The sequence below is a fragment of the Variovorax sp. PCZ-1 genome (assembly GCF_018413605.1).
Lineage (GTDB): Bacteria > Pseudomonadota > Gammaproteobacteria > Burkholderiales > Burkholderiaceae_C > JANMDU01.
The window spans coordinates 195,720-218,204 of the sequence record NZ_JAHCDN010000002.1; the positions used below are offsets into that span (position 1 = coordinate 195,720).

The window sequence follows — 22,485 nt, forward strand, 5'->3', positions numbered from 1 at the left end:
GTGGTTTTCAGAGGTATTTTGTCTCTGAGCTTTTTTGTTTTTCATCACTCCATCGGCCTAGAGACATGTTTACCGGCGCTTCAGCACTCAGTTTGGATGCCAAGGGGCGGCTTGCCGTGCCCACGCGGCATCGCGAAGCGCTGCTGGCCGCCTGCGAAGGCAAGCTCATCGTCACGCGCAATCACGAAGGTGGTTTGATGATGTTTCCTTTGAAATCCTGGGAAACCTTCAGCGCAAAAATCGCGCATGTGCCCATGCATTTGCAGTGGATCAAGCGCCTGTACATCGGCCATGCTCAGCCTTGCGAGATGGATGCCACAGGCCGTGTGTTGATCGCCCCTGAATTACGCGCTGCCGCTGAATTGAGCAACGAGGCAGTGATGCTCGGCATGGTGGATTATTTTGAGATTTGGGATCCGGCCAAGCATGCCGCCAAGGAGGCGCTGGATCTGGCTCGCGCGGGCTCATCAGCCAGCGCCGAAGCTTTTAAAGACTTTGTATTTTGACGAGGCATCAGGTGGACACATGGCAACACACCACCGTCTTGTTAAGCGAAGCAGTCGAATCTCTCCTCACTTCACAAGATGGTCACTATGTAGACGCAACCTTCGGGCGCGGTGGCCACACACGCTTATTGCTCTCGCGCCTGAGTGCGCAAGGCAAGGTGACGGCCTTCGACAAAGATCCAGAAGCGATTGCCACCGCGCAAGGCATGCAAGCTCAAGATGCGCGCTTGGCGATTTGCCACGAGAGTTTCACTGGCTTGGCGAATTTGCCAAGCGGCAGTGCGCAAGGGATCTTAATGGATCTAGGCATCAGCAGCCCGCAGATCGACGATCCAGCGCGCGGCTTTTCTTTTCGCAACGACGGCCCACTCGACATGCGTATGGACAGCACGCGCGGCCAAACCGTGGCGCAATGGCTGGAAACGGCTTCGGAAAAAGAGATCGAGGAAGTGATCAAAGGCTATGGTGAAGAACGCTTTGCCCGCCAGATCGCTAAAGCCATTGTGGCCAAGGTTGCTGCAGGCCAAGCGCCGCAGCGCACTTTGCAATTGGCCGAGCTCATCGCCGGCGTGGTGCGCACGCGCGAAGGCGGCCAGCATCCAGCCACGCGCAGCTTCCAAGCCCTACGGATTTTCATCAACCGTGAACTCGATGATTTGCAAATCGCCTTGCAGGAAAGCCTGCGTGTGCTCACACCCGGAGGGCGGCTCGTGGTGATCGCTTTTCACAGCTTGGAAGACCGCATCGTGAAGCAGTTCATTGCGCTGCATTCGAAAGAAGTGGTCGCAAGAGATGATCTGAATTGGATGATCGCCGGCAAGAATACTGCGCAGAGTGCTATGAAATTAGAAGCATTGGGGCGCATCAAGCCGAGTGACGAAGAGGTGGCAGAGAACCCACGCTCGCGTAGCGCGATCATGCGTGTTGCACAAAGGACAAACGCACCATGATGCGATTAAACCTTGTGCTGCTCGTAGCGGTGATTGCCAGTGCGATGTATCTCGTGCAGATACAGTATCAATCGCGCCGTTTGTTTGTCGAAGTGGAAAAAGCGCAGAGCCTCTCACGCAAGTTGGAAACCGAGCGTGAGCGCTTGGAAGTCGACAAGCGCTCACAAGCCACGCCACTGCGCGTTGAGAGACTCGCCAAAGAGCAATTGCAAATGCGCACGGCCACGCCCGCTGTGACGCAATACGTCAAGCTGCCTAAGCTTGATGCCGTCGAAGGAACTAAGCCATGAGCTGGCGCGCCAATCCTTTGAATACGAAGAGCGTGGCTTACTCTGGCAGCGCCAGCCCACTGCTTGCCAGCAAAACGCCGGTATGGCGCAGCAAATTCATTGTGGCCTGCATGGCATTGTCTTTTGTAGGCTTGGCTGGGCGCGCTGCTTATGTGCAGGTCGTGAACAATGATTTCTACATCCGCCAAGGCGAAGTGCGCTTCTCGCGCACGCTGGAGCTGCCTGCGAACCGTGGTCGTATTCTGGATCGCAATGGTTTGATCCTCGCTTCCAGCGTGCCATCGCCCAGCATTTGGGCGATTCCCGAAGACGTGGAGCAAGACAAGGTCAAGCTCGCGCAACTGGCTAAGCTGCTGGAGATGCCGCTTGCTGATTTGAAGGCAAAGCTTGCAGAAGACACCAATTTCGTTTGGCTCAAGCGCCAGATTGATGAAGGTGTCGCGCAGCAAGTGGCCACACTCGGCATCAAGGGCATCTACACTCGCAAAGAATACCGCCGCCAATATCCAGAAGGCGAAGCAGCGGCACATGTGGTGGGCTTCACGAATACCGATGACAAAGGCCAAGAAGGCGTAGAGCTCGCTTTCAACAGCCAGCTGGCCGGCAAGAACGGCACACGCCGCGTGATCAAAGATCGCTTGGGTCGCGTGGTGGAAGATGTGGGCGACACCGTTTCGCCCACAGATGGCAAAGATATTCAGCTCTCCGTGGATAGCAAGGTACAGTTTTTTGCCTACCAAAAATTGCGAGATGCTGTAACGCAACACAAAGCCAAAGCAGGCAGCGTGGTGGTGCTGGATGTGCAAACCGGCGAGGTGCTCGCTCTGGCGAATTACCCGAGCTATGTGCCTGGCAAACGCAGCAATCTCACACCTGCGCAAATGCGCAATCGCGCTGTGACAGATACCTTCGAGCCCGGCTCCACCATGAAGCCCTTCATTGCCGCCCTGGCACTGGAGAAAAAATGGGTGACGCCTGAGACGCAGATTCAAACCGCCCCCGGCAAGATCACGATTGCCGGAGCCACGATCACCGATGCGCATCCCCATGGCGTGCTCACGGTGAACGAAATCATCCAAAAATCGAGCAACGTGGGCACGGTGAAGATGGCCATGCGTGCTGAACCGAAAGAAATGTGGGAGTTTTATTCGCAGGCAGGCTTCGGGCAAAAGCCACAGCTGCCTTTCCCCGGTGTGGTGAGCGGCAAGCTGCGTGCCTACAAAACCTGGCGGCCGATTGAGCAGGCCACGATGAGCTATGGCTATGGCCTCTCCGCTTCGCTCTTTCAGCTCGCACGCTCGTACAGTGTGTTTGCACGCGACGGCGAGCTGATTCCTGTGACGCTGACCAAGACCGATGAAGCCATTGGCGGCGTGCGCATCATGAGCGAGAAAAATGCGCAGGCTGTGCGCAAGATGCTGCAAATGGCCACAGCGCAAGGCGGCACAGCACCACAAGCGCAGACGATTGGTTACTCCGTGGGCGGCAAGACGGGCACAGCGCGCAAGCAAGAAGGCAAAGGCTATGCGGATAAAAAGTATCGCGCATGGTTCGTTGGCCTCGCACCGATTGACAAGCCACGCATCGTGGTGGCGGTGATGGTGGATGAGCCGAGCAATGGCAAGTTTTATGGTGGTGAAGTCGCGGCTCCCGTGTTCTCTGAAACCGTAGCGCAAACTTTGCGCATGCTGGGTGTGCAACCCGATATGGCCATCAAGCCACAAATCGTGATTGCTGCGGAAGAGGAGTCGTTTTGATGATGCGACTCGAAACGGTGGATCAGGCGGCGCAGTGGCTTAAAAGTCATGTGGGCGCTGGCGCGCTGCACACAGATAGCCGCTGCATCAAGCCGGGCGATGCCTTCATCGCATGGCCGGGCGCGGCGACGGATGGTCGCCAGTATGTGGTTACTTCACTTGAGGCAGGAGCATCTTGCTGTTTAGTGGAGTCTGATGGTGTGCAGGCTTATGGTTTTGAAGATGCTCGTATTGCACAAGTGAGTGGATTGAAAGCAGCCAGCGGCTTGATCGCTGCGGCTTATTACGAGCAACCGAGCAAAGCGTTGGATGTGCTCGCGGTCACTGGCACGAACGGCAAAACATCCAGCGCTTGGTGGATCGCACAGTCGCTGAATACACTACGAAAAAATGAGCGCTCAGCGCAGTATTCTTGCGGTCTGATTGGCACTTTGGGTATTGGCACACCGGGAAACATGGTTTCTACGGGTTTGACGACGCCCGATCCTGTGATGCTCCAAGCTGAGCTGGCACGCTTGCGTGATGCAGGTGCGAGCGCTTGCGCGATGGAAGCTTCGAGCATCGGCATCGCCGAGCATCGCATGGCTGGCGTGCAGGTGAAAGTGGCTGCTTTCACGAATTTCACCCAAGACCATTTGGACTATCACGGCAACATGGAAGACTACTGGCTCGCCAAGCGCGCGCTGTTTGATATGCCCGGTTTGGAAACTGCTGTGATCAATGTGGATGATCCAAAAGGCGATGAACTGATGGCTTATTGCAAATCGCGCGGCCTGAATGTGATCAGTACCTCGCAGATCCGCACGGATGCAACGCTTTGCGGCAGCACCCCAGAGCATCGAGCCACAGGCATGGCCTTTGACGTGATGCACTTAGGGCAAAAGCAAAGCGTGAGTTGCCCGGTTGTGGGTGATTTCAATGCAGCGAATATGCTGGGCGTGATTGGCGCTTTGCTTAGCTTAGGCGTTGGCCTCACCGCAGCTTGCCATGCTGTCTCGCGTTGCACGGCCGTGCCGGGGCGCATGGAGCTGATCGTGCTAGATGATCAGCCCTTGATGGTGGTGGATTACGCGCACACACCTGATGCGCTTGCCAAAGCGCTATCTGCCTTGCGTGCGACGGCGCAAGCGCGCGGCGGTAAGCTCTGGTGTGTATTTGGCTGTGGGGGTAATCGTGATCCGCTCAAGCGTCCTTTGATGGCACAAGCTGTACAAAATGGTGCAGATCAAATCATCGTGACGAGTGATAACCCGCGCAAAGAGTCAGCGCAAAGCATTGCAAGCCAAGTGATGGCTGGTTTTTCAGGCGCGTCTTCAAAGATTCAGCAGGAGTTGGATCGCCGGCAAGCCATTCGCTGGGCAGCTAGCCAAGCTCAACAAGAAGATGTGATTTTGATCGCTGGCAAAGGCCATGAAGACTATCAAGAGATTGCTGGCATCAAGCATCCGTTTTCAGACACACAAGAAGCGCGAACTGCACTAGAGCTGCGCACACGAGGAGAAGCTGCATGAGCATGATGAGTTTGCGCCAAGCCGCTGATTTCCTGATCAGCCGTCATATCGCTTGTGCACTGGTGGGAGATGAGAGCGTACAGATCAGCCGTGTGCACACTGATACGCGCACCTTGGCTGCTGGTGATTTGTTTGTTGCTTTGCGTGGCGAGCGTTTTGACGCACATGAGTTTTTACCGCAAGCACGCGCAGCGGGCGCAGCGGCAGCGATTGCCGAGCGTGGCTTGGAAGAATCTGGCTTGCCTGGCTTGATCGTGCCAGATGCGAAGCGCGCTTTGGGCGAATTAGCCGCTGCTTGGCGTGCGCAATTTGATTTGCCATTGATCGCAGTGACGGGCAGCAACGGCAAAACGACAGTCACGCAAATGATTGCAAGTATCTTGAAAGCACTGAGCAAAGAGCACAGTTTCGCAACACAAGGTAATCTGAACAATGACATCGGTGTGCCGCTCACGCTGTTACGCCTGCGAGCAAACCATCAAATTGCCGTGATCGAGCTGGGTATGAATCATCCCGGCGAGATTGCGTATCTCTCGAGTTTGGCTCAGCCCACGGTGGCAGTGGTGAACAACGCGCAGCGCGAGCATCAAGAGTTCATGCACACCGTCGAAGCTGTGGCGGAGGAAAACGGTAGCGTGATCAGTGCTTTGCCTGCCGATGGCGTCGCTGTGTTTCCATCCGATGATGCTTATTCAGCGTTATGGCGCGGCTTGGCCGGTGAGCGCGAGCAAATTTGTTTTTCCAGTGGTGCGATCCCAGCAGATGTCACAGGCCAAGCTGAATGGCTAGAGGCCTCTTGGCGTGTGCGATTGGCTACACCGCTGGGCTCGGCAAGTTGCCAACTGCGTATTGCCGGGCGGCACAACGTGAAGAATGCTTTGGCGGCGAGCGCCGCAGCTTTGGGCGCGGGCGTGCCACTGGCCACCATCGTCGAAGGCTTGGAAACCTTTGAAGCGGTGAAAGGTCGCTCGCGTGCCTTGCGAGTGACTTTGAGCAATAAAACCTACAACCTGATTGACGATACCTACAACGCCAACCCCGACTCTGTACGCGCTGCGATCGATATCTTGGCGGAGCTACCAGCGCCGCATCTTCTGGTGCTGGGCGATATGGGCGAAGTCGGTGATCAAGGGCCGGAGTTTCATGCAGAGATTGGTGAATATGCCGCAGAGCGAGGCATTGAGACGCTGCTGTGCATGGGTGAGTTGATGCGCTATGGTGCAGCGGTTTTTCCAGGCGCACGACATTTTGCTGGGATCGAATCCTTATCAAGCGCGGTGCTGACTGACCTATCACACTACCGCAGCGTACTCGTCAAGGGCTCGCGTTTCATGAAGATGGAGCGCATCGTGCAGGCCATAGAGGCTGCGGCATTCGAACAAAACAGTGATCAACATAACAACAAGGAGACAGCACATGCTGCTTAGTTTGGCTGGCTGGTTGCAAGGCCTATCGCCTGAATTTGGTTTCTTTCGGGTCTTTCAGTATTTGACCTTTCGCGCTGTGATGGCTGCGATGACGGCGCTGCTGATTGGCCTGTTTGCTGGGCCATGGGTCATTCGTTACTTGGCTTCACTCAAGATCGGGCAGCCGATTCGTGAATATGCGATGCAAACGCATTTGGCCAAGAGCGGTACACCCACCATGGGCGGTGTGTTGATTCTGATTTCGATTGCAATTTCAACTTTACTTTGGTTTGATTGGTCCAACCGATTTGTTTGGATTGTGATGATCGTCACCTTGGGCTTTGGTGCCATCGGTTGGGTTGATGACTGGCGAAAAGTGGTGAACAAAGATCCAGAGGGCATGCGCAGCCGAGAAAAATATCTTTGGCAGTCTGTGATTGGTTTGGTAGCAGCGCTGTATCTTGTGTTCAGCATTTCTGAGAGCAATAACTTGCGTGTACTGCAGTTGTTTGTCTCTTGGGTGCAATCCGGTTTTGATGTGAACCTTCCACCTAAGGCTGGCCTGATGGTGCCATTCTTTAAGGAGATCAGCTACCCGCTGGGCGTGTTTGGTTTTGTGATCATGACGTATCTGGTGATTGTCGGATCAAGCAATGCTGTGAATTTGACGGATGGCTTGGATGGTTTGGCCATCATGCCAGTGGTGATGGTGGGTTCGGCGCTGGGTGTGTTTGCCTATGTGACGGGCAGCGCGGTGTATTCCAAATACCTGTTCTTCCCGCATATCCCAGGTGCAGGTGAATTGCTGATTTTCTGCGCAGCGATGGCGGGCGCAGGCTTGGCCTTTTTGTGGTTTAACACACATCCCGCACAGGTGTTCATGGGCGATGTAGGCGCTCTCGCGCTTGGCGGGGCATTGGGCACGATTGCAGTGATCGTGCGCCAAGAAATCGTGTTGGCCATTATGGGTGGTATTTTTGTGGTGGAAGCTCTCTCGGTGATGCTGCAAGTGACTTACTTCAAATACACCAAGAAAAAATACGGCGAAGGTCGTCGCATATTGAAGATGGCGCCACTGCATCATCACTTTGAAAAGTCAGGCTGGAAAGAGACGCAAGTTGTGGTGCGCTTTTGGATCATCACCATGCTACTTTGTCTCGTGGGCTTGTCCACCTTGAAGTTGCGCTAGGAAGTCAAGTGGAGCTACTCAAAGATTTATCCGTATTGATTTTGGGCTTAGGCAGCTCAGGCTTGGCCATGGCGCGTTGGTGTGCTCGGTATGGTGCGCAGGTGCAGGTGGTGGATACGCGTGAGCAGCCGCCTGGGTTAGCCGAGCTGCAAGCGCAATGCCCTCAGGTGCAGTTTCAGGCGGTCTCAAGCTTTTCTGTCGATTTGATAGAAGGCAAAGAGATTCGTGCTGTGTGTCGCAGCCCAGGTTTATCTCCTGCGCAAATTGCTCCTGTTTTGGGAGCTGCTCGCGCAGTAGGTTTGCCGGTGTGGGGCGAGTTGGATCTGTTTTGGATGGGCTTGCAATGTCTCAAAGTTGCATCTCAAGCTGAACCAGAACCGACGGCTGAGGTTCAAGAAACAGAAGTAGAGACAGATGCTGAGGCAGAACCAATTGAGCCACAACAATCATCCTACGAGCCGAAGATATTGGCAATCACAGGTACGAACGGCAAGACAACGGTGACTTCGCTCACCGGACAGCTGGTGGCGCGTTCAGGTAAGACGGTTGCTGTGGCAGGCAATATCGGCCCCACACTGCTCGATACCTTGACGCAGCATATGGATGCGCAGACCTTGCCACAAGTGTGGGTGTTGGAACTTTCCAGCTTCCAGTTGGACGGCGTAACTGGTTTCATGCCAACGATGGGCGTGGTGCTCAACCTCACGCAAGACCATCTCGATTGGCATGGCGATATGGCTGCTTATGGTGCAGCCAAGGCTCGCATCTTCGGTGCACACAGCATCGATGCGCCGCCCATGCTGCTCAATCGTGATGACACGGCTGTTGTAGCTATGCGGCCAGCGCTCATCAAAAACAAACCACAACGCACGGATATCAGCTTTGGCTCTGATTTGCCTCAGCGCCCCGGCGACTACGGCATTGAAACTGTAGGTGGTATGACGTGGCTGGTGAAAGCACTGGAAGCGGATGAGACACAGAAACGCCGCAAAGGCGATGAAGTGGAAATTCATCTGCAACGATTTATGCCAGCAGATGCTCTGCGTATTCGCGGGCGACACAATGCACTCAATGCGCTGGTTGCTTTGGCTTTAGCAAGTGCTGCAGGTTGCAGCCTGTCAGCCATGCTGTATGGCTTACGTGAATATCGCGGTGAGCCGCATCGTGTCGAGCCGGTTTGCATTGTGCGCGATGTGGAGTATTTTGATGACAGCAAAGGTACGAATGTCGGCGCAACTGCTGCCGCATTGAACGGTTTAGGCGCAGAGCGCAAGATCGTGGTGATTCTCGGCGGCGAAGGCAAAGGGCAGGATTTTTCTCCTTTAGTACAGCCCGTTTCCCTGTATGCGCGGGCTGTGATTCTGATTGGCCGAGATGCGCCCTTGATCGAACAAGCCTTGGCCGGTTCTGGCGTACGCATACAAGGTGCAGGCAGTATGGAAGAAGCTGTGAGCCTAGCGGCGCAAATAGCGCATGCAGGCGATGCCGTATTGCTTTCGCCAGCCTGCGCTAGCTTCGACATGTTCAAAGATTACAAGCATCGTGCGGAAGTGTATGTAGATGCCGTGAAGAAACTGGCTGACGATGCTGGTGTGTCGATCCTGGAGGGCGCATGAGCGAAGCAGCGGCTCTTGGCTGGCTCCAACGTCTCAAGCGTGGCTTGGGTGGCTTGGGCTCGGCAGCATCCGATGTATTACCTGTACGTACCAGCATTGGCGGCACACCACGCAGTGCGGCGAGTGTGATGGGCGTGGATAAGCCTTTGGTTTGGGTGATCGTGAGTTTGTTGATTTGGGGCTTGATCATGGTGTATTCCGCCTCGATTGCTTTGCCTGATAACCCGCGTTTTGCAAAGTATTCGCACGCACATTTTTTAATGCGACATGTGTTCTCGCTTGTGATTGCAGTCAGCGTGGCTTTACTTGCGTTTCAGATTCCCGTGCAGACGTGGGAAAAAGTTGCGCCCTGGTTGTTTGTGGCGTCTTTGCTGCTTTTGATCGCTGTGTTGATTCCGGGTATTGGCAAGGTGATCAATGGCGCGCGCCGTTGGATTTCTTTGGGCTTCATGAATTTCCAGCCGTCTGAGTTGGCGAAGTTTGCCGTGTTGCTTTATGCGGCGGATTACATGGTGCGCAAGATGGAAGTGAAAGAGCGTTTCTTCCGCGCAGTGTTGCCCATGGCAGTTGCTATTGGTGTGGTGGGTTTGCTGCTTTTGGCTGAGCCAGACATGGGGGCATTCATGGTGATCGCCGTGATCGCTATGGGGATTTTGTTTCTTGGTGGTGTGAACGCACGCATGTTCTTTCTGATTGCTGCCGTGGTGGTGCTCGCTTTCGTGATGATGGTGTGGTTTTCCGATTGGCGGCGTGAGCGGATTTTTGCGTACCTCAATCCCTGGGATGAAAAACATGCACTGGGTAAAGGCTACCAACTCTCCCACGCGCTGATTGCGATTGGGCGCGGTGAGATCTTTGGTGTAGGTTTGGGTGGCAGCGTAGAGAAGCTGCATTGGCTGCCTGAGGCCCACACAGATTTCTTGCTAGCGGTGATCGGCGAGGAATTCGGTCTGATCGGTGTCGTTGCCATCATTGGTCTGTTCTTCTGGTTGACACGCCGCATCATGCATATTGGCCGACAGGCGATCGCATTGGATCGTGTGTTCGCAGGTCTTGTTGCGCAAGGCGTGGGCATTTGGATTGGCTTCCAAGCGTTTATCAACATGGGTGTGAACCTGGGCGCTCTGCCGACCAAAGGTTTGACGCTACCCCTCATGAGTTATGGCGGATCGGCGATTTTGATGAATTTGATTGCTCTGGCTGTTGTGTTAAGAATCGATTACGAGAACAAAGAACTGATGCGTGGAGGTCGCGCATGAAGACGGCTCTCGTGATGGCAGGCGGTACAGGTGGACACATCTTTCCAGGCTTGGCAGTCGCTGAAGCTTTGCGTGAGAAAGGCTGGAAGGTGCATTGGCTGGGCGGGCCAGACAGCATGGAATCTCGCCTTGTGCCGCCGCGTGGCTTTAGCTTTGAGCAGATTGATTTTTCTGGTGTGCGCGGCAAAGGTTTGGTGACCTTGGCCTTGCTGCCTCTGCGTTTGCTCAAGGCGTTTTGGCAAAGTATTGGCGTGGTGCGCCGAGTGAAACCGGATGTGGTGGTGGGCTTGGGTGGCTACATCACTTTTCCGGCGGGCATGATGGCTGTGTTGTTGGGCAAGCCTTTGATCTTGCACGAGCAAAATTCTGTAGCGGGTATGGCCAATAAGGTGCTCGCTGAAGTGGCGGATCGTGTGTTCACGACTTTCCCTGGCGTGTTCAAGAAGGGCGAGTGGATCGGTAATCCTTTGCGCAAAGAATTTCTGGAGCAAGCGCCACCAGAGCAACGCTTTGCAAACAGGATGGGGCCGATGAAGTTGCTCGTTGTGGGTGGCAGTTTGGGCGCGAAGGCTTTGAATGAAGTGATCCCTCAAGCTTTGGCCAAGATTCCTGAGTCCGAGCGCCCACAGGTGATTCACCAAGGTGGTGAAAAGCAGATTGATGCGCTGCGCACCAATTACGCTACCGCTGGCGTGCAAGCTGAGCTCATGCCTTTTATTGTGGATACGGCTCAGGCTTTTGCAGATGCAGATTTAGTGATTTGTCGTGCTGGCGCATCCACGGTGAGCGAAATCGCTGCAGTTGGCGCAGCAGCAGTGTTTGTGCCTTTCCCCTTTGCTGTGGACGATCACCAAACCACGAATGCCAAATTTTTGAGCGATCAAGGTGCAGCAGTTCTCGTACCGCAGCCTGAGTTGACGGTAGATCGCATCGTGCAATTACTATCAAAAGATGAGCATTCCGCGCAGGTTCTGTACCGCCAAAAGGCCTATTCTTTACGAAAAATCGATGCCACAGAGAAGGTGGTGCAGGCTTGTGAAGCTTTAGGAAAAAAATAATATGAAACACGCAATTCGACACATCCACTTTGTAGGTATTGGTGGTGCGGGCATGAGCGGCATTGCCGAAGTCCTACAAAATCTCGGCTACAAAATCTCTGGCTCGGATTTGAGTGATGGCGCAGTATTGCAGCGGTTGAAGGCTTTGGGCATTCACACTGCAGTTGGCCATACCGCTGCCAATATTGCAGATGCGGATTGCATCGTCACATCCACAGCTGTCAAAGAAGACAACCCGGAAGTGATTGCTGCACGCGAGAAGCGCATTCCCATCGTGCCGCGTGCCGTGATGCTGGCTGAGCTGATGCGTATGAAGCAAGGTATTGCGATTGCTGGCACGCATGGCAAGACGACGACGACTTCTCTGGTGGCCAGCGTACTGGCAGAAGCCGGGCTGGACCCCACCTTTGTGATCGGCGGCAGGCTCAACAGTGCAGGCGCAAACGCCAAGCTCGGCTCTGGTCAATTCATCGTGGTGGAAGCCGATGAATCGGATGCTTCGTTTTTGAATCTGCTGCCCGTGATGGCAACCATCACCAATATCGATGCCGATCACATGGACACTTACGGCCAGAGCCTGGATAAGCTCAAAGCCGCATTCGTGGATTTCCTGCATCGCATGCCGTTTTATGGCGCAGCAGTTTTGTGCTCAGACGATCCCGGTGTGCAAAGTATTTTGAGCCAAGTGGCTCGCCCGATCACGACCTATGGACTCAACGAAGGTGCTCAAGTACGAGCGATCAATGTGCAGCCAGCCCATGGGCAAATGCAATTTACAGTACAGCGCCGCAATGGCGTGACGATGCCTGATCTGGCGATCACGCTCAATCTGCCCGGCGATCACAATGTGCGCAATGCCTTGGCTGCGATCGCGATTGCCACCGAGTTAGATGTCCCTGACGCAGCGATTCAGAAGGCTCTTGCAGACTTTAAAGGTGTGGGGCGGCGCTTTCAGAGCTATGGCGATGTGGCGGTGAAGCCCGAAAACGGCGGTGGTAGCTTCAGGGTGATCGACGATTACGGCCACCACCCTGTGGAGATGGCTGCTACGTTGGCTGCAGCGCGTGGCGCATTCCCAGGTCAGCGCATCTTGCTGGCTTTCCAGCCGCATCGCTACAGCCGCACGCGCGATTGCTTTGAAGATTTTGTGAAAGTGCTTGGGGATGCCGATTTGGTGTTGCTCAGCGAAGTGTATGCCGCCGGCGAGGCACCGATTGTTGCTGCGGATGGGCGAGCCTTGGCGCGCGCATTGCGTGTAGCGGGCAAGGTGGAACCAGTATTTGTCGACGATATTGAGGCGATGCCACAGGCTGTGTGGGATGCCGCACGACATGGCGATGTTGTGATTTGTATGGGCGCTGGGTCAATTGGCGCAGTACCCGGCAAACTGGCTGCTACGTAAATAATAGCAAAAACACCACAGAAATACCCATGAAAATGCAAAATGCTACGAAATTAGGAGCAAATTGCGTAATAATCGTCGTGAATGGCACTTTAAAAAGATGAGCAAATTCGGAAAAGTCGCAGTGTTGTTCGGGGGCTCCTCCTCAGAGAGAGAAGTCTCGCTCATGTCCGGCAAGGGCGTGTTGGCGGCTTTGACTTCGCGCGGTATCGACGCGCATGCTTTCGATCCTGCTGAGCGGGATCTCGCTGAGCTCAAAAAAGAAGGTTTCGCGCGCTGTTTTATCGCTTTGCATGGCCGTCATGGTGAAGATGGCACAGTGCAGGGTGCTCTTGAATTGCTGGGCATTCCCTACACCGGCTCAGGCGTGATGGCCTCCAGCGTAGCGATTGACAAAATCATGACCAAGCGCATTTGGCGCTTTGAAGGTTTGCCTACGCCGGATTGGCGCATGGTGCGCAGCGGCTCTGAAACTGCTCAGGCACTCAAAGAGCTGGGCAGTCCCATGATCGTGAAGCCTGCGCGTGAGGGATCGACCATCGGTTTGGCAAAAGTGACTGAAATGAGCCAGTGCGATGCAGCTTATGCATTGGCTGCCAAGCATGATGATTTGGTGTTGTGTGAGCAGTTTATTTCGGGCGATGAAGTGACTTGCCCAGTGCTTGGCACGGGTACTGAAGCGCGTGCTCTCCCGGTGATCCGCATTGTTGCGCCTGATGGCAATTACGACTATCACAACAAGTACTTTGGTGAAGAGACAAAATATCTTGTGCCTTGCGGATTGCCCAAAGGCGAGGAAGAGGTGATACAGGCGCTTGTGCTCAAGGCCTATCGCAGCTTAGGCTGCCGAGGCTGGGCGCGCGCTGATGTGATGATTGATGCCAAAACGCGTAAGCCTTATTTGCTGGAAATCAACACGTCTCCGGGCATGACGAGTCATTCGCTGGTGCCAATGTCTGCACGTGCTGCAGGTATCAGTTATGAGCAGCTTTGCGAAGATGTGCTTTCCACGGCCACGCTGGATGGGGCGCGCACATGAGTATGGCCACAAACATGTCATCCAACTGGTCATCCATGAGCGCACCTGAAATCGCTGCGCCGATGGATGTGCGCCTGATGAACATCGCCGCTCTCATGCTGGGTGCCGCAGCCTGTGTAGTGAGTTTGGGGCTTGCGGTGCGCTGGGCGCTGGCGCAGCCGATGTTTGCGATTTCGAAAATTGTGGTGGAAGGCGATACCTCACATCACAACGCGATCACGCTCAAAGCGAATGTGGGTGGTCGTATCAGCGGCAATTTCTTCACGCTGGATTTGGCGCAGGCGCGCGGTGTGTTTGAGGCAGTGCCTTGGGTGCGCAAGGCTACGGTACGCCGCGAGTTTCCCAATCGTTTACGGGTGACTCTGGAAGAGCATCGCAGCAGTGGCTTTTGGGGTGCTGACAGTGAATCGCGCATGGTTAATCACTTGGGAGAAGTGTTTGAAGCCAATGCAGGTGATACAGAGGCCGAGGAGCTGCCGCGCTTTGTGGGTGCAGAGGGCGCTTCCAAGGAAGTGTTGACCATGTATCAGCAGCTGTCCAAGTCGTTTCAACCGATGGACGCTGTGATTGAGCAGCTGGAGCTCACTGGACGTAACGGCTGGCGTTTGCAATTGGACAGCGGTACGCAAATGGAGCTAGGACGTGGCAGCCCAGCGGAAGTGATGGCGCGTGTGGATAAGTTTTTGGCAACGCACAAGCAAGTGCTGGCCTCGTATCAGCGCTCTGGCTTGGATCGCGTGGAATCGGTGGATTTGCGCAACGGCGAAGGCTATGCCATCCGCTTGAGTGGTGTCTCCACATTGGCTGCAGCGGCAGTCGAGAAGAAATAAGAGGCAAAGATGGCAAAAGAATACAAAGATCTCGTTGTGGGTTTGGATATCGGTACATCCAAGGTGATGGCCGTGGTGGCTGAGGTGTTGGCTGGCGGTGAGTTAAAACTTGCTGGCTTGGGTGTTGCGCCTGGGAATGGTTTGAAGCGTGGTGTGGTGGTGAATATCGATGCCACGGTGCAAAGCATTCAGCAGGCGCTCAAAGAAGCCGAGTTGATGGCCGATTGCAAGATCAGCCGCGTGTACACCGGTATCACAGGCAGCCACATTCGCGGCATCAATTCGAGCGGCATGGTGGCGGTGAAAGACCGTGAAGTGTCTTCTGCCGATGTGGCGCGCGTAGTGGAGACGGCCAAGGCCATCAACATCTCCACCGATCAGCGCTTGCTCTTGGTTGAGCCGCAAGAATTTGTGATTGATGGGCAAGACGTGCGCGAACCCATTGGCATGAGCGGCATTCGTTTAGAAGCCAAAATTCACTTGGTGACGGGTGCTCAGAGTGCTGCTGAAAACATCATCAAATGCGTGCGTCGCTGCGGTTTGGAAGTTGAGCAACTGATGCTCAACCCACATGCTTCAAGTAAAGCTGTTCTCACCGAAGATGAAAAAGATCTGGGTGTGGCCATGGTCGATATCGGTGCAGGTACGACCGATGTGGCGATCTTCACAGGTGGCGCGATTCGTCACACTGCCGTGATTCCGATTGCAGGCGATTTGATCACGAGCGACATCGCGATGGCATTGCGTACACCAACGAAAGACGCTGAAGAGATCAAGGTCGAAAGTGGCTGCGCCAAGCAATTGCTGGCTGATCCCCAGGCTCAGGTGGAAGTGCCTGGCTTGGGTGATCGTGGACCGCGTATGCTGGGCAAGCAAGCACTCGCTGGCGTGATTGAGCCGCGTGTGGAAGAGATTTATCAGCTCGTGCTGCAGGTGATTCGTGAATCGGGCTATGAAGAAGTCTTGTCTTCAGGCATCGTGATTACCGGCGGTAGCTCGGTCATGCCTGGGATGCTGGAGCTGGGTGAAGATATTTTCTTGAAGCCTGTGCGCCGGGGTCTGCCGCAATACAGCGCGGCCTTGGCAGATATGGTGTCACAGCCGCGCGCAGCTACGGTGATGGGCTTGCTTGAAGAAGCGCGGATGGCTCGCATGCGAGGCTACAAGGTAGCGCAAAAAAGCGGCTCGGTATCTACCGCCTTCTCTCGCTTTAAAGATTTTGTGGTGGGGAATTTTTAAAGATGTTCCGCAAACTTTATCTCAAGGGCGCCAGCCCACCACGCCTGCCTGGTGCAGGCCCCGGCTGGGTCGCCTGCACCAAACCAACACATATATTGATTAACACAGCACTGAAGGAGATTGAACATGGGCATTGAAATGATTGAAGTCGAAGAATTCAACCAAGGTACACAGATCAAAGTGATCGGCGTCGGTGGTGGTGGCGGTAATGCCGTGGAACACATGATCTCTTGCGGCGTGCAGGGCGTGGAGTTTGTTGCGGCTAACACTGATGCGCAAGCTCTGGCTCGCAGCGCGGCGCACAAGACGATTCAGCTCGGAACATCTGGCCTAGGCGCTGGCAGTAAGCCAGACAAAGGCCGCGATTGTGCTCACAGCGCAGAAGATGAAATCCGTAGTGCAATTGATGGCGCGCACATGCTCTTCATCACAGCTGGCATGGGCGGCGGCACAGGTACAGGCGCTGCACCTGTGATCGCCAAGGTCGCGCGTGAGATGGGTATTCTCACCGTGGGTGTGGTCACCAAACCTTTTGAGTTTGAAGGCGCGCGTCGCATGACCAATGCGGATGCAGGTTTGTCTGAACTCGAAGCCAATGTCGATTCACTCATCGTGGTACTCAACGAGAAATTGCTCGAGGTGCTGGGCGATGATGTGTCGCAAGACGAGGCGTTTGCTCATGCCAATGATGTGCTCAAGAATGCCGTGGGCGGCATTGCTGAGATCATCAATGTGCCTGGCCATGTGAACGTGGACTTTGAAGATGTGCGCACCGTGATGGGTGAGCCCGGTAAAGCCATGATGGGCACGGCCGCAGCCAATGGCCCAGATCGTGCACGTATCGCTGCAGAGCAAGCTGTGGCTTGTCCATTGCTCGAAGGCATCGATCTTTCCGGTGCAAAAGGTGTGTTGGTGTTGATCACGGCTGCAAAGGGCTCGTTGAAACTTTCTGAATCCAAGCTGGCAATGAACACGATTCGCGCTTACGCATCGCCCGATGCGCATGTGATCTACGGCACCGCCTATGACGACAACTTGGGTGACAACATCCGTGTGACCGTGGTTGCAACGGGCTTGTCGCGCCAAGGTGCTCGCCGCACTGCGCCTCCGATGCAAGTGGTGCGCACGGGCACAGACGATGCTTTCGGCGCGCCCATGATTCCGACGGTGAATCATGTGGTCGGGCAAACCCCTGTGGCTGGCGCTGGCATAGGCGCTGCTCAGCCGAGTGGTTATGGTGGTGTGGATATCCCCAGTGTTTGGCGCACCAATCGCACGCAAGCCACGGCTAAGGTGGATGCTTTGTCTGCAGGCGGCATGGACGATTTGGAGATTCCAGCCTTTCTTCGCAAGCAAGCTGACTGATTCGCCGCTGTAAAGTGCACAGGGCGCGGAGGGGAAACCCTTCGCGCCTTAGTGCTTTTTGTCTAATAGAATTGACTCGTGTTGTTACAAAGAACCATTAAATCTCTCGTAAAAGCCACTGGTGTGGGTGTGCATGGCGGGCAGCGTGTTGAGTTGAGCCTGCGGCCTGCAGAGGCGGATACGGGAATCGTGTTCCGCCGAGTGGACTTGCCTGAGCCTGTCGATATCCCAGTCAGCAGCATGTCGGTCACGGACACGCGTATGGCTACCAGCATCAGTGCACCCGCCCAACCTCAGGCACGCGTCCAAACCATTGAACATTTGCTATCTGCCTGCTCTGGATTGGGCATCGATAACCTATATATAGACATCACAGCAGAAGAAGTGCCGATTTTGGATGGCTCATCTGCATCATTCGTTTTTCTATTGCAAAGCGCGGGTGTGGTGACGCAGCAGTTGCCCAAAAGATTTGTGCGTGTGCTGAAAGAGGTGGAAGTCAGGCAAGGCGAAGGCGAGAATACCAAGTGGGCGCGCTTGTCGCCGTTTGAAGGCTTCAAGCTAAGCTTTGAAATCGAGTTTGGCCATCCAGCGGTGGATGCTACTGGCCAAGCTGTTGAGTTCGATCTTTCAATCGGCAACTATGCTAGAGATATTGCTCGTGCGCGCACGTTCGGCTTCACCAAAGATGTGGAAACACTGCGCGCCAAAGGCCTTGGTTTAGGCGGTGGCCTAGATAACGCCATCGTGATGGACGACTACAAGGTACTCAACGCCGGCGGCCTGCGCTATGACGATGAATTCGTCAAGCACAAAATCCTAGATGCGATGGGCGATTTATATTGCCTTGGAAAACCACTGCTTGCGGCTTATTCTGCGTTTCGTTCCGGGCATGCGATGAATAACTTGCTCTTGCGAGAATTACTTTCTCAGCCTGATGCCTATGAAATCGTCAGCTTTGATGATGAACGCCGCGCTCCTCTTGGCTTTTCGCAGATGCTTCCCGCATGGTAGGGCAATCAGTGTCTCAGCCTCCTAAGACGACACAGCCCAAGCCTGCCGCAGTGCCAGTCTCGGCTGCATCTGCGCCGCAAGCTCGCTTGATTCTGCAAGACCCTTTAGCTTTTGAGCAAGCGACCCAGCCCAGTTTGCGCAGCAGTTCGGAGCTGAGTATCGAGCCCGGCTCAGCTGGTATGGAGCGTGAAAAAGCGCGTGATTTGTGGGAGAGCCTCAGCCTTGATCCCGAGGTGGCGCAGGAAAGGCAATCTGAACGCAAGCGTTTGTTGCTTCGCGCCGATAACTTGGCTCGCGAGTCAGCAGCAGCTAAAGCACAAGCGATTGAACTGCAGGCGCAACTTGCCAAGGCCCACGATGAGCGCTTGAACCATCCTTTGGTTTATGCTGGCGCTGCAGGCTTGATAGGCATGGGCGCACTATGGTTTCTGGAGCGTCGTAAGCGCATGGCTCTGCAAGAGCGAGAGCTTGAGATGTTGGCGCAGCAAAGTCCAGATTTGACGAGCGATGTGCCTGCTGATTTGGCGGTGGGTCGCTCTATCGATGACGCGCATACTTATTTACCGCAGCAGGGCTCGACGTTTTCCTTAGAAGATTCACCGGATCTCGCCGATGATTTTGCTACCGACCTGGCTGGCCTGCCCGAATCCAAGGCACCTTCTGTTTCCAAGGCTACAGAGCCATCGATTGCACCTGTGCCTACGCTGAAAACAGAGGTGCAAATACAGCCGGCATCTCGAGCGCAATTGCCTCAGCAGGCGCCTGGTGCCGAACCACTCGTACATCAAAAAGCTCCTGCAGCTTCAACACCTGACTGGGCACAACCCAAAAGCGATGCGGTATATGCTGAGGATGGCTTGCAAGACATGTCTTGGCAAAAGCCAGAGCGTAGCTTGCTCTCGATGTCAAAACAAGTCTTGGGCAATATGCTGCGCCGTCGATCACAGCGCGATGTCTTGGTCAGCGGGTCGTCGTCACATATACCTACTGAGATCCAAAGCTCCACAAGCTACAGCACGGGAACGCCTTCCACGGTGATTCATGAGCGCATAGACGATGCGACTCAGATGCTCTACGACGAGCAGGCGCAAGAAGCCTTTGAACAAGAATTACTGGCTCAGCAACTCAGCGCTGGATTGAATGCGGGATACAACCCGGATCAAGCCAATATCGATCTGCTTTCGCAAACACGCGTGACACCGCAGCGCGGCGAAAGCGCCATGGAGCATTTGCTGGAGCTGCGTACGGCGGTCAATGGTCTGTGCGCGCTGAACAGACCCGAAGGTGCGGCTAAGCTGCTAGAAGAGTATGTGGCCACAGATCCTGCGACCTGTGCTTGGGCATATCTTGAGTACATGCAGATCTGCGAGCAGATTGGCTGGCGCGAAGAATTCGAGTTAATGCGTAAACGCTATCGCCAGCAGTTCAATCGCATGGCACCTTATTGGCATGAACCCAACAGTAACGTACTTGGATTAGATGGCTATGCGAGAGCGGCCGGAGAGCTGTGCACAGCGTGGTCTCAGGGTGTTTCCCATTCACAACAAACTCTTGCCTCTTGGCTTGTGGGGCCATTGTTGGGGCGTAAGCTTGTGCAGCTTCCTGCCTATCACGATCTCTTTGATCTTTATGAAATGCTGGAGTTCGTGGCGCTGATGACTGAACAGCCTTCCGATGGCGTTTTGTCTGATGAGTTACCGCTTGCGGCCAAAGTGATGAATGGAGATCTGGATGCGAATGCTGTCGTTACCAGAGAAGCACAAGTGGTAGATATTGAACAAGACTTTGTGCCTACGGTGAGCTTGCTTGATTTGGATTATGAATTCTCAAGTGATGTCACACTGGAAGAAAGCGAAGTGCGGCAGGCTGAAAAAGCTGTCACGATTGTGAAGACGGGTAATTTTTCTGTGGATTTCAATGTGGCAGGCACACAACTCGGTGCGCTGTCCTCTCTGCCGGCTGAGCTGGCGAAAAAGTAGGCTGCATGTACGTTTTGTTTGAAGAGGGTGGCAAATTTCTCGCCGCTCGAGTTTTGTCGCAAGCTGAATCAAGCTTGCAAGCCGAGATGGATTCCGGCAAGCGGGTAAAACTGAAATCGGCGCAAGTCTTGCTGCAATTTGAGCAACCTGCACCTGCAGCACTGTTGCAGCAAGCAGCCGATCTTGCAGCTACGATGGACGTGAATCTGGCATGGGAATTCGCAAGCGAAGAAGAATTCGGTTTTGCGGAGTTGGCAGCTGAGTATTTCAGTGCCAAGCCGAGCACGGTGGAATCAGCGGCCAGCTTGATGTGTTTGTTCAATGCACCGCATTACTTTCGGCGAGCGGGCAAAGGGCGATTCAAGAAAGCCAGCGCGGAGATCGTGCAACAGGCTTTAGCAGCTATTGAAAAGAAAAAACAAATCGTGGCGCAAATCAGCGCCTGGGCGCAAGATTTGGCAGCCAAGCAATGCCCGGAGCCGATTCGCCAACAGCTTTACAAAATTCTATTCAAACCCGATAAGAACGCACCTGAATACAAAGCTGTGGTCGAGGCTTCGCGCAACACACAAACCGCGCCTCTGGCCTTGTTGATGAATGCGGGTGCGATTGGCTCAGCTTATGAATTTCATTGGCAACGCTTTGCTTTCGAGCATTTCCCCAAGGGCACGCAGTTTCCTGATCTCAAAGCACCTGCGATCACTGACGAGTTGCCGCTGGCTCATGTCCAGGCCTTCTCGATTGACGACAGCCAAACCACCGAGATCGATGATGCGTTGAGTGTGCAAGGTTTGGGCTCGGGCGTGATCACATTGGGTGTTCACATCGCTGCGCCTGCATTGGCAGTTCAGCCTGGCAGTGCATTGGATAAAGTCGCACGTGATCGCTACTCCACGGTTTACATGCCTGGCCACAAGATCACCATGCTGCCTGATTCAGTAGTGCAGCACTACACCTTGGCTGAGGGGCAAGATTGCCCAGCGCTTTCACTTTATGTGCAAATCGACGAAGCCTCGCTGGAGATCAAGAGCAGCGAAACACGGCTTGAGCGTGTGCATATTGCGCACAACTTGCGACACGATCAATTGGATAGCCTGGTCAGTGAAGATTGGTTGTTAGGAAAAGATACTTCAGCTGAAAATTTAAGTGAAAATGGCCATTCGCCGGCATATACACTGCGCGAGCAGCTATCATTTTTATACCGCTTAGCGACTCATTTGAAAGCGCAGCGCGAGCAGGTGCGTGGAAAACCTGAGACATTCAATCGCCCAGATTACAACTTCAGAGTTGCCGTGCAGGGTGACGCACCGCAAGGCGATGAGCCGGTAGATATCAGCGTGCGCAGACGCGGAGCGCCACTGGATTTGATGGTGGCTGAATGCATGATTTTGGCCAACAGCACATGGGGGCTGTGGCTTGCGCAATTCAGCGTGCCAGGTATTTACCGCTCACAGGCCAGCCTCGCGCCCGGCGTGAAGGTACGTATGGGTACGAAGGCGCTGCCGCATGCGGGCATTGGTGTGAAGGCCTATGCGTGGAGCACATCGCCGCTGCGCCGCTATACCGATTTGGTCAATCAATGGCAACTGATTGCTTGTGTGCGCAATGGCACGACGGCTGCACTCGTTGCACCCTTCAAACCCAAAGATGCTGAGCTTTTTGGCATTGTGAGTGGCTTTGATGCAGCCTATACCGCATACAACGCCTTTCAAAACGGTATGGAACGCTACTGGACGATGCGTTATGTGCAGCAGCGAGGCATCACAGAACTCACTGCGACCGTCATGAAAGACGGCTTGGTACGTGCAGAAGATATACCGCTGGTGATGCATGTGGCGAGCGCTGCCAGCTTGCCACGCGGTGCACGGGTGAAAGTGCGCATGGGCGAGATGGATTTACTGATGCTGGAAGTCAGTGCCAGCTTCATCGAGCGCTTGGATGTGGCTGTCGCCGAGCTTGCCGGCGATGAAGAAGACGATGAACCGAGTGTGGGTGTGCATCTGGCGATGGATGTGAATGAGGACAATTCTGAGAAAGCACCAGATTCCCCCGCTTGATCAGACCCGCAATGCTATAGA

Annotated in this window: 18 protein-coding genes; all 18 read left to right on the forward strand. The window is 54.5% G+C overall.

Annotation, left to right across the window (positions count from 1 at the left end; genetic code table 11):
* Nucleotides 1–65: 65 nt before the first annotated feature.
* Nucleotides 66–506: a division/cell wall cluster transcriptional repressor MraZ gene (gene mraZ / locus KIH26_RS11060; protein ID WP_213445207.1), complete on the forward strand. Its 441-nt coding sequence runs from the start codon at nucleotides 66–68 to the stop codon at nucleotides 504–506.
* 11 nt (nucleotides 507–517) lie between these two features.
* A complete protein-coding gene (gene rsmH, locus KIH26_RS11065) occupies nucleotides 518–1,456 on the forward strand; it encodes a 16S rRNA (cytosine(1402)-N(4))-methyltransferase RsmH (RefSeq protein ID WP_213445209.1) in 939 nt (312 codons plus the stop codon).
* Nucleotides 1,453–1,746, forward strand: coding sequence for a cell division protein FtsL (ftsL, locus tag KIH26_RS11070; protein ID WP_213445211.1), 294 nt, complete (start codon nucleotides 1,453–1,455; stop codon nucleotides 1,744–1,746). Before rsmH ends, ftsL begins: the two co-directional genes overlap by 4 nt.
* Entirely contained in the window at nucleotides 1,743–3,503 is a 1,761-nt protein-coding gene (locus KIH26_RS11075) for a peptidoglycan D,D-transpeptidase FtsI family protein (protein WP_213445213.1), read from the forward strand. The genes ftsL and KIH26_RS11075 overlap by 4 nt, the downstream gene beginning before the upstream one ends.
* Nucleotides 3,503–5,014, forward strand: a complete 1,512-nt coding sequence (locus KIH26_RS11080) for a UDP-N-acetylmuramoyl-L-alanyl-D-glutamate--2,6-diaminopimelate ligase (RefSeq protein WP_213445214.1) — start codon at nucleotides 3,503–3,505, stop codon at nucleotides 5,012–5,014. Before KIH26_RS11075 ends, KIH26_RS11080 begins: the two co-directional genes overlap by 1 nt.
* Before the next feature lie 2 nt (nucleotides 5,015–5,016).
* Nucleotides 5,017–6,441: a UDP-N-acetylmuramoyl-tripeptide--D-alanyl-D-alanine ligase gene (locus tag KIH26_RS11085; RefSeq protein WP_213446005.1), complete on the forward strand. Its 1,425-nt coding sequence runs from the start codon at nucleotides 5,017–5,019 to the stop codon at nucleotides 6,439–6,441.
* Nucleotides 6,431–7,609, forward strand: coding sequence for a phospho-N-acetylmuramoyl-pentapeptide-transferase (gene mraY / locus KIH26_RS11090; protein WP_213445216.1), 1,179 nt, complete (start codon nucleotides 6,431–6,433; stop codon nucleotides 7,607–7,609). The genes KIH26_RS11085 and mraY overlap by 11 nt, the downstream gene beginning before the upstream one ends.
* 8 nt (nucleotides 7,610–7,617) lie before the next feature.
* A complete protein-coding gene (murD, locus tag KIH26_RS11095) occupies nucleotides 7,618–9,225 on the forward strand; it encodes a UDP-N-acetylmuramoyl-L-alanine--D-glutamate ligase (protein WP_349627869.1) in 1,608 nt (535 codons plus the stop codon).
* Nucleotides 9,222–10,484: a putative lipid II flippase FtsW gene (gene ftsW / locus KIH26_RS11100; RefSeq protein ID WP_213445218.1), complete on the forward strand. Its 1,263-nt coding sequence runs from the start codon at nucleotides 9,222–9,224 to the stop codon at nucleotides 10,482–10,484. The genes murD and ftsW overlap by 4 nt, the downstream gene beginning before the upstream one ends.
* Complete coding sequence (gene murG, locus KIH26_RS11105; RefSeq protein WP_213445219.1) at nucleotides 10,481–11,542, forward strand: undecaprenyldiphospho-muramoylpentapeptide beta-N-acetylglucosaminyltransferase; 1,062 nt, start codon at nucleotides 10,481–10,483, stop codon at nucleotides 11,540–11,542. Before ftsW ends, murG begins: the two co-directional genes overlap by 4 nt.
* Nucleotide 11,543: 1 nt before the next feature.
* A complete protein-coding gene (gene murC / locus KIH26_RS11110; protein ID WP_213445221.1) occupies nucleotides 11,544–12,944 on the forward strand; it encodes a UDP-N-acetylmuramate--L-alanine ligase in 1,401 nt (466 codons plus the stop codon).
* 100 nt (nucleotides 12,945–13,044) lie between these two features.
* Entirely contained in the window at nucleotides 13,045–13,983 is a 939-nt protein-coding gene (locus KIH26_RS11115) for a D-alanine--D-alanine ligase (protein ID WP_213445223.1), read from the forward strand.
* A gap of 14 nt (nucleotides 13,984–13,997) precedes the next feature.
* Nucleotides 13,998–14,813, forward strand: coding sequence for a cell division protein FtsQ/DivIB (locus KIH26_RS11120; RefSeq protein WP_249661167.1), 816 nt, complete (start codon nucleotides 13,998–14,000; stop codon nucleotides 14,811–14,813).
* A 9-nt stretch (nucleotides 14,814–14,822) separates the two neighbouring features.
* Complete coding sequence (gene ftsA, locus KIH26_RS11125; RefSeq protein WP_213445225.1) at nucleotides 14,823–16,052, forward strand: cell division protein FtsA; 1,230 nt, start codon at nucleotides 14,823–14,825, stop codon at nucleotides 16,050–16,052.
* Between the two features lie 126 nt (nucleotides 16,053–16,178).
* Nucleotides 16,179–17,417, forward strand: coding sequence for a cell division protein FtsZ (ftsZ, locus tag KIH26_RS11130; RefSeq protein ID WP_213445227.1), 1,239 nt, complete (start codon nucleotides 16,179–16,181; stop codon nucleotides 17,415–17,417).
* Between the two features lie 78 nt (nucleotides 17,418–17,495).
* A complete protein-coding gene (lpxC, locus tag KIH26_RS11135; protein ID WP_213445229.1) occupies nucleotides 17,496–18,428 on the forward strand; it encodes a UDP-3-O-acyl-N-acetylglucosamine deacetylase in 933 nt (310 codons plus the stop codon).
* Nucleotides 18,429–18,436: 8 nt separating this feature from the next.
* Entirely contained in the window at nucleotides 18,437–20,407 is a 1,971-nt protein-coding gene (locus tag KIH26_RS11140) for a hypothetical protein (RefSeq protein WP_213445230.1), read from the forward strand.
* A 5-nt stretch (nucleotides 20,408–20,412) separates the two neighbouring features.
* Nucleotides 20,413–22,464 (forward strand): ribonuclease catalytic domain-containing protein, encoded by a 2,052-nt coding sequence (locus KIH26_RS11145; RefSeq protein WP_213445232.1) that lies wholly within the window; start codon nucleotides 20,413–20,415, stop codon nucleotides 22,462–22,464.
* The last annotated feature ends 21 nt before the right edge of the window (nucleotides 22,465–22,485 follow it).

What these genes read in the sequence shown, in the direction of transcription:
- mraZ (WP_213445207.1), top strand. Translation starts at nt 66, where the DNA reads ATGTTTACCGGCGCTTCAGCACTCAGTTTGGATGCCAAGGGGCGGCTT.
- ftsL (WP_213445211.1), top strand. Translation starts at nt 1,453, where the DNA reads ATGATGCGATTAAACCTTGTGCTGCTCGTAGCGGTGATTGCCAGTGCG.
- KIH26_RS11075 (WP_213445213.1), top strand. Translation starts at nt 1,743, where the DNA reads ATGAGCTGGCGCGCCAATCCTTTGAATACGAAGAGCGTGGCTTACTCT.
- KIH26_RS11080 (WP_213445214.1), top strand. Translation starts at nt 3,503, where the DNA reads ATGATGCGACTCGAAACGGTGGATCAGGCGGCGCAGTGGCTTAAAAGT.
- KIH26_RS11085 (WP_213446005.1), top strand. Translation starts at nt 5,017, where the DNA reads ATGATGAGTTTGCGCCAAGCCGCTGATTTCCTGATCAGCCGTCATATC.
- mraY (WP_213445216.1), top strand. Translation starts at nt 6,431, where the DNA reads ATGCTGCTTAGTTTGGCTGGCTGGTTGCAAGGCCTATCGCCTGAATTT.
- ftsW (WP_213445218.1), top strand. Translation starts at nt 9,222, where the DNA reads ATGAGCGAAGCAGCGGCTCTTGGCTGGCTCCAACGTCTCAAGCGTGGC.
- murG (WP_213445219.1), top strand. Translation starts at nt 10,481, where the DNA reads ATGAAGACGGCTCTCGTGATGGCAGGCGGTACAGGTGGACACATCTTT.
- murC (WP_213445221.1), top strand. Translation starts at nt 11,544, where the DNA reads ATGAAACACGCAATTCGACACATCCACTTTGTAGGTATTGGTGGTGCG.
- KIH26_RS11115 (WP_213445223.1), top strand. Translation starts at nt 13,045, where the DNA reads ATGAGCAAATTCGGAAAAGTCGCAGTGTTGTTCGGGGGCTCCTCCTCA.
- KIH26_RS11120 (WP_249661167.1), top strand. Translation starts at nt 13,998, where the DNA reads ATGTCATCCAACTGGTCATCCATGAGCGCACCTGAAATCGCTGCGCCG.
- ftsA (WP_213445225.1), top strand. Translation starts at nt 14,823, where the DNA reads ATGGCAAAAGAATACAAAGATCTCGTTGTGGGTTTGGATATCGGTACA.
- ftsZ (WP_213445227.1), top strand. Translation starts at nt 16,179, where the DNA reads ATGGGCATTGAAATGATTGAAGTCGAAGAATTCAACCAAGGTACACAG.
- KIH26_RS11145 (WP_213445232.1), top strand. Translation starts at nt 20,413, where the DNA reads ATGTACGTTTTGTTTGAAGAGGGTGGCAAATTTCTCGCCGCTCGAGTT.